This is a genomic window from Frateuria sp. YIM B11624 (genome assembly GCF_049727805.1).
Taxonomy (GTDB): domain Bacteria; phylum Pseudomonadota; class Gammaproteobacteria; order Xanthomonadales; family Rhodanobacteraceae; genus Frateuria_A.
The window spans coordinates 120,754-133,032 of record NZ_JBCNYA010000002.1 but is presented as its reverse complement, the minus strand read 5'-3'; the positions used below and the strand labels follow the sequence as shown (position 1 = coordinate 133,032).

The 12,279-nt window shown below is 69.8% G+C and carries 12 protein-coding genes; 9 read left to right on the top strand and 3 right to left on the bottom strand.

Annotated elements, in window-relative coordinates:
• Window positions 1-193: 193 nt before the first annotated feature.
• Both AAIL17_RS01550 and AAIL17_RS01545 read right to left on the bottom strand, forming a co-directional pair.
• Complete coding sequence (locus tag AAIL17_RS01550) at window positions 194-598, bottom strand: DUF4156 domain-containing protein (protein ID WP_424681042.1); 405 nt, start codon at window positions 596-598, stop codon at window positions 194-196.
• 135 nt (window positions 599-733) lie between these two features.
• A complete protein-coding gene (locus AAIL17_RS01545; RefSeq protein ID WP_424681041.1) occupies window positions 734-3,595 on the bottom strand; it encodes a M16 family metallopeptidase in 2,862 nt (953 codons plus the stop codon).
• 259 nt (window positions 3,596-3,854) lie between these two features.
• Here AAIL17_RS01545 and AAIL17_RS01540 point away from each other — a divergent pair, with 259 nt between their 5' ends.
• From AAIL17_RS01540 to AAIL17_RS01505, 8 genes are all read left to right on the top strand, one after another.
• On the top strand, window positions 3,855-4,061 hold the full coding sequence (locus tag AAIL17_RS01540; protein WP_424681040.1) for a hypothetical protein: 207 nt from the start codon (window positions 3,855-3,857) through the stop codon (window positions 4,059-4,061).
• 48 nt (window positions 4,062-4,109) lie between these two features.
• Window positions 4,110-4,574 (top strand): tRNA (cytidine(34)-2'-O)-methyltransferase, encoded by a 465-nt coding sequence (locus AAIL17_RS01535; RefSeq protein WP_424681039.1) that lies wholly within the window; start codon window positions 4,110-4,112, stop codon window positions 4,572-4,574.
• Window positions 4,575-4,631: 57 nt separating this feature from the next.
• Window positions 4,632-5,279 (top strand): ubiquinone biosynthesis accessory factor UbiJ, encoded by a 648-nt coding sequence (locus AAIL17_RS01530; protein ID WP_424681038.1) that lies wholly within the window; start codon window positions 4,632-4,634, stop codon window positions 5,277-5,279.
• Complete coding sequence (gene ubiB / locus AAIL17_RS01525; RefSeq protein WP_424681037.1) at window positions 5,276-6,922, top strand: ubiquinone biosynthesis regulatory protein kinase UbiB; 1,647 nt, start codon at window positions 5,276-5,278, stop codon at window positions 6,920-6,922. The genes AAIL17_RS01530 and ubiB overlap by 4 nt, the downstream gene beginning before the upstream one ends.
• A 48-nt stretch (window positions 6,923-6,970) precedes the next feature.
• A complete protein-coding gene (locus tag AAIL17_RS01520) occupies window positions 6,971-7,663 on the top strand; it encodes a pseudouridine synthase (RefSeq protein ID WP_424681036.1) in 693 nt (230 codons plus the stop codon).
• A 76-nt stretch (window positions 7,664-7,739) separates the two neighbouring features.
• Window positions 7,740-8,162 carry an alternative ribosome rescue aminoacyl-tRNA hydrolase ArfB gene (arfB, locus tag AAIL17_RS01515; RefSeq protein WP_424681035.1) on the top strand — a complete coding sequence of 141 codons (423 nt, stop codon included), beginning with the start codon at window positions 7,740-7,742 and terminating at the stop codon, window positions 8,160-8,162.
• Complete coding sequence (locus AAIL17_RS01510) at window positions 8,159-8,752, top strand: 1-acyl-sn-glycerol-3-phosphate acyltransferase (RefSeq protein WP_424681034.1); 594 nt, start codon at window positions 8,159-8,161, stop codon at window positions 8,750-8,752. The genes arfB and AAIL17_RS01510 overlap by 4 nt, the downstream gene beginning before the upstream one ends.
• Before the next feature lie 21 nt (window positions 8,753-8,773).
• The gene (locus AAIL17_RS01505; RefSeq protein WP_424681033.1) at window positions 8,774-9,409 is read left to right on the top strand and encodes a LysE family translocator; all 636 of its coding nucleotides are present in this window, start codon (window positions 8,774-8,776) and stop codon (window positions 9,407-9,409) included.
• Window positions 9,410-9,418: 9 nt separating this feature from the next.
• Here AAIL17_RS01505 and AAIL17_RS01500 read toward each other — a convergent pair whose 3' ends face one another.
• A complete protein-coding gene (locus AAIL17_RS01500) occupies window positions 9,419-10,423 on the bottom strand; it encodes a LysR family transcriptional regulator (RefSeq protein ID WP_424681032.1) in 1,005 nt (334 codons plus the stop codon).
• Between the two features lie 162 nt (window positions 10,424-10,585).
• Here AAIL17_RS01500 and aceB point away from each other — a divergent pair, with 162 nt between their 5' ends.
• On the top strand, window positions 10,586-12,211 hold the full coding sequence (aceB, locus tag AAIL17_RS01495; RefSeq protein ID WP_424681031.1) for a malate synthase A: 1,626 nt from the start codon (window positions 10,586-10,588) through the stop codon (window positions 12,209-12,211).
• The last annotated feature ends 68 nt before the right edge of the window (window positions 12,212-12,279 follow it).

Genomic DNA, 12,279 nt, shown 5'->3' with positions numbered 1-12,279 from the left:
CTCTCGCGGGCAAGGGGGCGGCGCACGTCATGTCCGCCGCGGGCAAGAGCGGCATTTTCGCGCGATCCGGCGGTGCTGGCTATCGACGCGACATACGGCGGCGCATGCCTGGCTGCGCGCCCAGGCGCGCGCCTTCGCCGGCCGCATCATCGAGCGGCAGGCGCCGGGCCTTGCGGGACGCGCGATCGCGCGCTCAGCCGCCGCTGATCGGGAACGTCTGCGTGCCGCCGGAGGCGGCGGGCGCCGGCTGGTTGGCAGGCGTGGCGGTGGAGGACGGGCGCACGCTGCCGCACTGGTAGGCGCCCCAGGCCTGCGAGCCGTCGGTCGGCTCGCCCAGCGGCTTGACCGTGTCGGCGTTCATCTTGGCCGCTTCGTTGCGCGCCATCACTTCCAGTTCGTCGCGCACCTTGATGTCGTTGCGGTCGACCGGCCCGACGTGGTCCATCACCGAGACGGTGACCTTGCCCAGGTCGCGGCATTGCGAGACGTCGCCGTTCCAGGCGGTGCGCACCTGCTTGCCGGCGTCGTCGAGCGTGATGCCCCAGGTGCAGGCGCCGAGCAGCAGGATGGGGACGAGCAGCAGCGGGGTCTTGCGCATGGACGGGCTCCGGCGGGGCAATCGGGAAGGGGCCATCGTACCTTGGCCGCGTCCGGGCCGGGCTGAAGGGAAAGCAAAGGACCACCTTTCCCGCGCATCCTCTCCCCCGGGCGGCGCCGGGGGAGAGGCGTTGGGCTACTTCACCGGCTTGCCGTCGGCGTCGAGCACCTGCACCTTGCCCAGGTTCAGCGCGCGCACCGGCGCCTCGATCTTCTTGAGGTCACCCACGATCACCCAGGTCAGGTGGCCGGGATGGATGACTTCCTGCGCGGCCGCCTGCACCTGTGGATCCTTCAGCGCTTCGATGCGCGCCTTCTCGGTCTGGATCCAGTCGTCCGGACGGTCGTACAGCGCGATGTCCTGCAGCGCGCCCATCACCGCCGAGGTGGTCTGGTACTCGCCCGGCAGGCTGCGCACGTCGCCTTCCTTGATCTTGGCGATCTCCTGGTGGGTCAGCGGCTGCTTGCCGATCACGCCGCGCGCCTCGGCCAGGATCTGCTGGGCCGACGGCGCGGTCTTGTCGGTCTGCACCGGCGCGTACATCAGGAATGGGCGCTGCCCCAGCGCATCGGGCAGGAAGCTGAAGGCGCCGTAGGCCCAGTGCTTGTCCTCGCGCAGGTTCATGTTCAGGCGCGAGGTGAAGGTGCCGCCGAAGGCGCCGTTCATGGTCTCGATGTCGAGGTTGTTCGACGCCTTGGTCGAGGGCGCCAGGCTGCCGGCCAGGATCAGGCTCTGCTGCGCGCCGGGCCGGTCGATCATGAACACGCGCGAGGACGCGGGCGCCGCCACGTGGCCCACGTTCTTGGCCGGCACCTTGCCCGCGCCCGGCTTCCAGTCGCCGAAGACCTTGTCCAGTTGCGGAATGATCTTCGCCAGCGTGGTGTCGCCGGCGACCAGCACCTTGACGTTGTCCGGGCGGATGAAGTCGCCCATGAAGCGGCGCATGTCGGCCGCGTCGAGGGCGGTGATCGACTTGACCGTGCCCGAGCCGGTGAACGGGATCGCGTAGGCGTGGCCTTCGCCGTACAGCAGCGGCGGCAAGGTGCGCAACGCGATGCCGATCGGCTGGCTCTTCTCCTGCGCGATGCGCGCCAGCCACTGGCCGCGCAGGCGCGCCACGTCGTCCACACGGAAGGCCGGGTTGCGCACGATGTCGGCGAACAGGGTGAGCGAAGGCTCGAGCTTGTCGTTCAGCGCGTTGAGCGAGGCATTGCAGAAGTCCAGCCCGCAGCCGCTGCCGATGATCGCGCCCAGGCGCTGCTCGCGCTTGGCGATCTCGACCGAATCGAGATCCTTCGTGCCCTCGTCCAGCATCGCCATGGTGAAGCTTGAGGTGCCGAGCTTGCGGCCCTGGTCGGCAGCGTAGCCGGCGTCGAACACCAGTTGCACCTGCACCGCGGGCACCTCGTGGCGCTCGGCCAGGGTGACCTCGATGCCGTTGGCGAGCTTGCCGTGCTGCAGGGTCGGGAAAGTCAGGCCGGGGAACTCGGTCACCTCAGGCACGCCCTTGCTGCGATCCACCGTGCTCTTGACGGTGGTGTACTCGCCCTTGGCCGCAAGCTCGTCCATCGGCTTGCCCGGCAGCGCAGGACGGCCGCCGTAGGTGGCGAAGTCGGTGTCCTCGACCTTGCCCGGCGTGACGGTGAGCGTGTAGTCGCCCCTGGCGATCCACTGGTTGGCCGCGGCCTTGACGCTGGCCGGGGTGGCCGCCATCAGCGCATCGAAATCCTTCTGGTAGGCGGCCGGATCGTCCTGGTAGAGCTGGCCCTCGGCGAGGATCATCGCCTGCGTGTTGACGCGCTCCAGGCCGCGCACGAAGGCGGCGCGAATGCCGGTCTTGACGCGCTCGAGCTCGTCGGCGGTGGGGCCGTCCTTGAGGAACTTCGCCCATTCGTCGGCCACCGCGGCCTCGACCTTGGCCGGGTCGGCGCCCTTCTTCACGTCCACCTGCAGCTCGAACAGGCTGGCCAGCACGTGCTGCTCGATGTCGACCGAGACGTCGTCGGCGAGCTTGTCCTTGTAGACCAGCCGCTGGTACAGGCGCGAAGTCTTGCCGCCGCCGAGCACCGCCGCGGCGAGCTGGAGCTGGTTGAGCGAAAGGTCGGTGCGCGAGGGCACGTTCCACTCGCGGTAGATGCGCGTCTGCGCCACGTTGTCGGTCATCGTGCCGCGGGTGGACTTGTCGCGCGGGGCGACCCACGGCTGCGGGCGCGGCACGGCGGGACCGGAGCCGATATCGCCGAAGTACCTGAGCATCTTCGCCTTCGCCTGCGCCGGCGTGATGTCGCCGGCCAGCACCACCACCGTATTGGCGGCGCCGTAGTAGTCCTTGAACCACTGCTTGACGTCGCCGAGCGAGGCGGCGTTCAAGTCGGCCATCGAGCCGATCGTGTCGTGGTGGTAGGGATGGTTGGCCGGGAAGGCCTCGGCCTGGATCAGTTCGCTGACGCGGCCGTAGGGTTCGTTCTCGCCCTGGCGCTTCTCGTTCTGCACCACGCCGCGCTGCTCGTCCAGTTCCTTCTGGCCGATCGCGCCGAGCAGGTGGCCCATGCGGTCGGACTCCATCCACAGCGCCATGTCGAGCGCGGTGGTCGGCACCGTCTCGAAATAGTTGGTGCGGTCCAGCCAGGTGGTGCCGTTCTGGTCGGTGGCGCCGGCCAGCTCGAACGGCTTGAAGTACTCGTCCTTGTGGTTCTCCGAGCCCTGGAACATCAGGTGCTCGAACAGGTGCGCGAAGCCGGTCTTGCCCTTCGGCTCATAGGAGGACCCCACGTGGTACCACACGCTCACCGCCACCACCGGCGCCTTGTGATCCTCGTGCACCACCACGGTCAGCCCGTTGGGCAGAGTGAAGCGCTCGTACTTCAGCTCGGGGATCTTCGAGGCCTGCGCCGCGGGGGCATCGGCGGCCTGCGCCGCCGGCAGCAGGGCCGGTCCGGCGAGCAGGCTGGCGGCGATCAGCGCCAGCGCGGTCTTGGGTGGGAAACGCTTTGCCACGGTGCAACCTCCTGTCTCACGAATGAGCGCCGAGGCTATCGGTCCCGGGTGAGCGGACACAAGCGACGAAGGCCATGGTGCTGTCCGCAACGGTGTCCGTCCGCGGACCGCGCAGTGTCCGCGGACAACCCACGTGCGGCGTGGCGCGGCTGACAAACGTCACAGGATCAAGGGGTTTGCTGCCACTGCATGGCTGGCACGGTGCTTGCCACAGTACTCGCACAGGACTCCACCCCATCAGCCCAAGGAACCCCAAACCATGAAACTCGAGAACCTGTTGCTGCGCAGCCTGTTTGCCGCCTGCCTGCTGGTGTGCGGCTGGATCATGGCCTCGATGCTGTTCACGCCCGGCCCGGTGCAGTTGGCCGGCGGCGGCGACAACGGCAAGGTCGGCGTGCTGATGGCCGTGCCCGGCACCTGCATGCTGCCGCCGGACGGCGTGGTCTGCCCGCGCCAGGACAGCTGAGCAGGCCATGCACTGGGCCGGTCCGCGCCGCGCGCGGATAATGCCCGGATGCTGCACGTCATCCTGTACCGCCCCGAGATCCCGCCGAACACCGGCAACGCCATCCGGCTGTGCGCCAACACGGGCGCCTCGCTGCACCTGATCCGGCCGCTGGGCTTCGAACTGGACGACGCGCGCCTGCGCCGCGCCGGCCTGGACTACCACGAGTACGCCCGCGTCGCGGTGCACGACGGCCTCGACGCCTGCCTGGCCGCGATCGGCATGCCGCGCGTGTTCGCCTTCTCCACCCGCGGCCGCGTCGCCCACGTGGACGCCTGCTACGCCGAGGGCGACGCGCTGCTGTTCGGCTGCGAAACCGCGGGGCTGCCTGCCGAGGTGTTCGAGGCGATCCCGCCGGAGCGCCGCCTGCGCCTGCCGATGCGCCCCGACAGCCGCAGCCTCAACCTCTCCAACACGGTGGCGGTGGCGGTCTACGAGGCCTGGCGTCAACTGGGTTTTGCCGGCGCCGTGTAGAAGCGGGGCGGGGTCGCGGAAATCCGCGATGGCGGCCCCGCCCGCTACAATCGGCGGATGAATGCCCCTGCCCCGAACGCCTGGCTCCCGCAGCCGCTGCGCAAGCTCGCCGGCCGCGCGCTGGAAACCGCGCTCAACCACACGCTCTCGCTCGATCCGGAGACCCGGCAGAAGCTCGCCGCGCTGCAGGGCCGCAGCATCCAGTTGCACCTGCGCGGGCCGGAGCTGGCGCTCAGCGTGACCGTCGAGGACCAGCGCCTGAAGGTCGGCCCGCCGCAGGACCTGAGCCAGCTGCGCGTGACGGCCAGCCCCGGCAGCCTGCTCGCCATGGCGCTGCGCCGCGGCGACGAAGGCGTGTCGCCGGGCAAGGTCGAGATCGCCGGTGATGCCGACCTGGCGCGGCGGCTGGAGAAGCTCGCCAGCAGTTTCCAGCCGGACTTCGAGGAAGCCTTCGCGCGCAGCTTCGGCGACGTGCTCGGCGTGCCGCTGGCGCAGGCCATCGCCAAGGGGCTGCGCCACGCGCGGGAGACCGCCGGGCACTTCACCGAGGATGGCGCCGACTGGCTGCGCGACGAGGCGCGCCTCACCCCGGCGATGGGCGAGGTGGACGATTTCCTCGATGGCGTGGACGCGCTGCGCGAGCGCACCGAACGCCTGGAAGCCCGCCTCGCCCGCCTGCGCCAGCGCATGGGGCCGCGCGCATGACGCCGCTGAAGGTGGTGCCCGGGGTACTGCGGGTCGCCTCGGTGCTGCTCGCCTGGCGGCTGGACGAACTGGTCGACGCCGCGCACCTGTACCGTCCGCTCAAGCTGCTGCGGCCGCTGCTGGCGCGCCCGCGTCCCGGCGCCCGCGAGCTGCCGCGCGGCGCACGGCTGCGCATGGCACTGACCGAGCTCGGGCCGATCTTCGTCAAGGCCGGGCAGGTCCTGTCGACCCGGCGCGACCTCATCCCGGCCGACATTGCCGACGAGCTGGCCGAACTGCAGGACCAGGTGCCACCCTTTTCCGGCGCCGAAGCACGCGCCATGGTCGAGCACGAACTGAAGGCCAAGATCGGGCGGCTATACGCCCGTTTCGATGAAACCCCGCTCGCCTCCGCCTCGATCGCCCAGGTGCACGCGGCCACGCTGCACGACGGCGATGAGGTAGTGGTCAAGGTCCTGCGGCCGGGGATCGAAAGCCGGATCGCCCGTGACGTGGCGCTGATGCGATCGCTGGGCGAGCTCGCGCAGCGCTGGCATCCCAACGCCGACAAGATCCGCCCGCTCGACGTCGTCGCCGAGGTGGAAAAGATGCTGGCGAACGAGCTGGACCTGCAGCGCGAAGGCGCCAGCGCCAGCCTGCTCAAGCGCAACTTCGAAAGCGGCGTGGACCTGTACGTGCCGGCGGTGTACTGGGACTTCACCGCCGAACGGGTGCTCACGCTCGAGCGCGTGCACGGCGTGAGCGCCGACGACGTGGCCGCAATCGACGCCGCCGGCGTCGACCGCAAGGCGCTCGCCGCCAAGGGCGTGCGGGTGTTCTACGAGCAGGTGTTTCGCGACAACTTCTTCCACGCCGATGCGCATCCCGGCAACATCTGGGTGGACCTGGAACGCCGCGGCGACCCGCGCTTCGTGGCGCTCGACTTCGGCATCATGGGCTCGCTGCCGGAGGCCGACCAGTACTGGCTGGCGCAGAACTTCATCGCGCTGTTCGAGCGCGACTACGCACGCATCGCCCAACTCCACGTGGCCGCCGGCTGGATGCCCGCGACCGTGCGGCTGGACGAACTGGAGGCGGCGATCCGCACCGTGTGCGAGCCGTACTTCACCCGTCCGCTGTCGCAGATCTCGCTGGCCGAGGTAGTGGTCAAGCTGTTCCAGACCGCGCGCCGCTTCGAGCTCACGCTACAGCCGCAGCTGATCCTGCTGCAGAAGACCCTGCTCAACATCGAGGGCGTGGGGCGCATGCTCGATCCGGACATCGACATCTGGGCGGTGGCGCATCCCGTGCTCAAGCGCATCCTGCGCGAGCGCTACAGCGCACGGCGCACGCTGCGCGCGGTACGCCAGCGGCTGCCCGAATGGCTGCATGCGGCCCCGCAGTTGCCCGAGCTGGTGCGCGACGCATTGCGCCAGGTGGCTAGCGGCGAACGGCAGCAGCTGGCCGATCCGGCCGAACTGGTTCTTCGCGCGGACCTTGCATTGCGCCGGCGGCGAGCGTTGCTTGGCGGCCTGTTCGGCATGGCATTGCTCGGCTGCGCCACCCTGCTGTGGATCGCGGGCGGGCCGGACGGCTCCGACTGGGTCGCGCTGGGCTGCCTGGCGGCGAGCCTGATCGCCTTCATCGCCAGCGCGCGGCGCTGATCCGCCGCTCGACGTTGCCGCTACGGTCGCGGCTCGCCTGAAACCTCCATGCTCGAAATCCTCTATCGGGACGACGCCCTGCTCGCGGTCAACAAGCCCGCGGGCCTGCCCGTGCATCGCTCGAAGCTGATCGGTCCGGCCGACGCCTTCCTGGTCGACCTGCTGCGCGAACAGGTCGGCGGCGAAGTGTTCCTCGCCCACCGGCTGGACCGCGCCACCAGCGGCGTGCTGCTGGTGGCGCGCAGCGCCGCCATGGCCGCGGCGCTGGGCGAGCAGTTCATGGGTCGCGAGGTGCACAAGCAGTACCTCGCCGTGGTGCGCGGCTGGCCCGAACCGGCCGAGGGCCTGGTCGACTATCCGCTGCCCGGCTCGCGCGAGACCGGCCCGCGGCGGGAGGCACGCACGGGCTACCGCCGCCTGGCCACGGTGGAGGTACCGATCGCGCTGGGCCGCTACCCGCAACAGCGCTACGCACTGGTGCTGGCCGAGCCGCAGACCGGTCGCTTCCGGCAGATCCGCAAGCACATGGCGCACATCCACCATCCGGTGATCGGCGACTGCCAGCACGGGCGCAGCGACCACAACCGCCTCTACAAGCAGCATTTCGGCTGCCACCGCATGCTGCTGCACGCCTGGCGGCTGCGATTCGTCCATCCGGCCAGCGGCGCGCCGATGGCTCTCGAAGCCGCGCTGGACCCGGCCTACCGGGCGTTGCTCGCGCGCTTCGGCTGGGAGGCGTAGAGCCGGCGCACCGTTGGCTGCCCCTGGGGCGTTGGGCCGCTTTTCGTTCATCCGCTTGCCCTAAACTTGCCGGACCATGCTGCAGATCAGCCGCACCCTCATCCTCCCCGACGCCGAACTGACCGAACGCTTCCTGCGCGCGGACGGTCCCGGCGGGCAACACGTCAACCGCACCGAGAGCGCGGTCGAGTTGCGCTTCGACGTCGCCGGCTCGCCCTCGTTGCCGGAGGCGGTGCGTGCGCGCCTGCTCACGCGCCGCGATCGGCGCATGACCGACGAGGGCGTGCTGGTGATCCAGGCGCGGCGCTTCCGCGAGCAGGCGCGCAACCGCGACGACGCGCGCGAGCGGCTCGCCGAGATCGTCCGCGTCGCGCTGGCGGCGCCGAAGAAGCGCGTGGCGACCCGACCTACCCGCGCCTCGAAGGAGCGCCGCCTGGCCGGCAAGCAGCAGCGCAGCCGCATCAAGCAGGGGCGTTCGCGCGACTGGAGCGGCGAATGAGCGGTGCCGTCCTGCCGCCGGTGCCGCCCCAGGCACCGCGGTTCACGAACCGCTTCTGGCCCTGGCTGATGCGCGGCCTGCTGCGCCTGTCCGGATGGCGCCTCCTGGGCGAGCTGCCGGACGTGCCCAAGCTGATCATCATCGGCGCGCCGCACTCGTCCTACTGGGACGGCGTGTGGGGCTTGATGATGAAGATCGCCCTGCGACTGGACATCAAGATCATGATCAAGCGCGAGGTGCTCGACAGCCCGCTCGGGCTGATCCTGCGGCCGCTGGGCATGATCGGCATCAACCGCAAGGCCGCGCTCAACGTGGTCGGACAGATGGTGCGCCGCTTCGCCGACCACCCGCGCATGTGGCTGGGCATCACGCCCGAGGGCACGCGCAAGCACGTCAAGCTCTGGAAGAGCGGTTTCCTGCGCATCGCGCGCGAGGCCGAGGTGCCGATCCTGCCGGTGTTCCTGGATTACCCGACCAAGACCTTCACGCTGGGCACGCTGCAGTACGCCACGGACGACCCGGACGCAGACATGGCGCGCATCCGCGCGCTGTTCCGCGGCTACCGCGGCAAGCACCGCAATACCGAGTAATCCCCTCCTCCGGACCTTTCCATGACCGCCCTGGGTATCGCGCACTTCGGCGCCTTCCTGCTCGCCTGCCTGGCACTCAACCTCACACCCGGCCTGGACACCTTCTACATCCTCGCCCGCAGCGGGCGCGAGGGACGTGCGGTGGGCTTCGCCGCCGCGCTGGGCATCAACGCCGGTTGCCTGGTGCATACCGCGGCCGCGGTACTGGGCGTATCGGCGATCCTGATGACCTCGGCACTGGCGTTCAGCGTGCTCAAGTACCTGGGCGCGGCCTACCTGGTGTGGATCGGCCTGCGCATGCTGATTTCGCGTACGGCGACGCGCACGCCCACCGCGACCCGCGGCGAGGGCTTGGGCGCGGCGTTCCGGCAGGGCCTGCTGACCAACGTGCTGAATCCCAAGGTGGCGCTGTTCTACCTGGCCTTCCTGCCGCAGTTCGTCGTGCCGCAGGCCGGTCATCCGCAGTTGGCCTTGCTGGTGCTGGGCGTGAGCTTCATCGGCACCGGGCTGGCCTGGTCGCTGGTGCTCGCCCTGCTCGGCGGGCGCATCCACCGGCTGCTGCTGGCCAAGCCGCGCCTCGGCGGCTGGATGGACCGCTTCTGTGGCACGGTGCTGCTCGGCTTCGGCCTGCGGCTGGCGTTCCAGCGCCAGGCCTGAGCGCTGGCTCTAACGGCCCGAGTGGCCCGGCTCGTCGTGCTCGCGGTGGGTGAGCAGGCCGGGCTTGATCATGTCGACGAAGGCGCGAGCCTCAGGGCTCAGGAACTTGCCCTTGCGCATCACCACGCCGTAGCTGCGCTGGGGGAAGAAGCGCTTCATGTTGCGCACGGCGAGGCGCGTGTGGTCGCCCCCGGTGATGCAGATGCCGGTGACGATCGAGATGCCCAGCCCGGACGCTACGTATTCCTTGATCACCTCCCAACCGCCCACCTCGATCGCCACCTGGTAGGGCACCTGGCGCTGCTGGAACACCAGGTCCACCAGCCGGTAGGTAGATAGCCGCTGCGGCGGCAGGATCAGGCCGTAGGGCGAGAGATCCTCCAGCGCCACCTCGGCCTTGTGCGCCAGCGGGTGGTCGAGCGGCGTGATCAGCATCGGGTCGTAGTGGCGCAGCGGCGCCCACGCGATGTCGTCGGGCACGTCCAGCATCGAACCCACCGCGAAGTCGGCTTCGTCCGCGCGCAGCAGCGCCAGGCCGTCGCGGCCGGTGACGTTGGCCAGTTGCAGGTGCACCGCCGGGAACGCCTCGCGGTAGCGGCGCACCAGCTCCGGCAGCAGGTACTGGATGGTCGAGGCGCCAGCGGCGATGGTCAGCCGGCCGGCCGTGAGGCCCTTCACGCGCGCCTGGAAATCGCGGTCCAGGTTGTCCCAGCCCTCGATCAGCGGGCGCGCCAGTTCGTATAGGGCCTCGCCGGCGTCGGTGAGGTTGATGCGCCGGCGCCTGCGTTCCAGCAGCGGTACGCCGAGTTCACGCTCGAGGGCCTGCAATTGCAGGGTAACGGTCGGCTGGGAGAGGAACAGCGCCTCGGCCGCACGGGTGAGCGTGCCCAGCTTGACGATGCTCACGAAGGCGCGCAGCTGCTTGTGGCGGTTGCCCTTGTAGTAGTAGCGCTCGGCCGCCTCTACGACTTCGCGGCCCTTGGCGGCCGCTTTTCGGGGTCCTGCGCGACGCATCTGACTCGTTCGGTTCACCGCCGATGCCCTCCCGGATACCCTTCTAGCCGCACTTTTACAAGCTACTTTACATTTCTCAATAAGAAAGATTGAAACATTCGCTTTGTCAAAGGCAAGCGAGCCGGCCTAGCGTGGATGGCACCCCTCCACGGAGCTGCATCCATGGCCGTCCCGCAGGAACGACTCGATCCCGGCCCGCTGACCGTCCACGGCGACACCGCCGCCTACGCCAGCCTGCTCACTCCCGATGCGCTGGCCTTCCTGGCCGACCTGCACCGCCGCTTCGATGCCCGGCGCCGCGAACTGCTGGCGGCCCGCGTCGAGCGCCAGGCCACCTGGGACGCGGGCGCCCTGCCCGACTTCCGCGCCGATACCCGCGCCATCCGCGAGGGTGACTGGCAGGTCGCGCCGATTCCGGCCGCGCTGCGCGACCGCCGCGTGGAAATCACCGGTCCGGTCGAGCGCAAGATGGTCATCAACGCGCTCAACTCCGGCGCGAAGGTGTTCATGGCGGATTTCGAGGATTCCTCGACGCCGACCATGACCAACCAGCTGGACGGCCAGCGGAATCTGGTCGACGCGGTCGCCGGCACCATCGCGTACCGCTCCCCCGATGGGCGGGACTACACGCTCGGACCCGATCCGGCGGTGCTGGTGGTGCGTCCGCGCGGCTGGCATCTGCCGGAGCGGCACTTCGAGGTCGACGGCGAGCCCATGGCCGGCGCGCTGGTCGACTTCGGCCTGTTCGCCTTCCACAACGCCCGCGCGCTGCACGCACGCGACCGCGGCCCGTACTTCTACCTGCCCAAGCTCGAGGCGATGGAAGAGGCCGCGTTGTGGAACGAAGTGATGGCACACGCCGAGCGCGAACTTGGTCTGCCGCGCGGCTGCATGAAGGCCACGGTGCTGATCGAGACACTGCCGGCGGCCTTCCAGATGGACGAGATCCTGCACGCGCTGCGCGAGCGCGCGGTTGGACTCAACTGCGGGCGTTGGGACTACATCTTCTCGTACCTGAAGACCCTGCGCGGCCATCACGACCGCCTGCTGCCCGAGCGCGGCCAGGTGCAGATGACCGTGCCGTTCCTGAAGGCCTACTCGGAGCTGCTGATCCGCACCTGTCACCGTCGCGGCGCCTTTGCCATGGGCGGCATGGCCGCGCAGATCCCGATCAAGGGCGACGAGGCCGCGAATGAAGCCGCGCTGGAGAAGGTGCGCGCCGACAAGCTGCGCGAAGTGCATGCCGGCCACGACGGCACCTGGGTCGCGCACCCGGCGCTGGTGCCGGTGGCGCAGGCGATCTTCGACCGCTACATGCCCGGGCCCAACCAGCTCGACGTGCTGCGCGAAGACGTCCACGTATCGCGCTGCCAACTGTTGGCCGCGCCCTGCGGCACGATCACCCGCGCCGGTTTCGACAACAACGTCGAAGTGGCGCTTCGCTACACCGCGGCCTGGCTGGACGGCCTGGGCTGCGTGCCGATCCATCACCTGATGGAAGACGCGGCCACCGCCGAGATCGCCCGCGCGCAGCTTTGGCAATGGCTGCACTACGCCGGCGAGCCGCAGGAAAGGAACGATTGCGTGCCGCTGGAATTCCCCGATGGCGCGCCGATCGACATGGCGCTGTTCGACCAGGCGCTCGCCGCGCATGCCCATCGCCTGCGCGAAAGCACGCATCCGGGCGCCCGTCGTGCCGACGACGCCGCCCGGCTGCTCGCCGAACTGACCCACGCCGACGAACTCGGCGCCTTCCTCACCCTGCCCGCCTACGCGCAACTGGCCTGATCGCCTTTCGCAGGGCGCGCCCGCGACAGCCATATCCGGCTGCGCACGGCGCGCGCACCTGCAGGAAA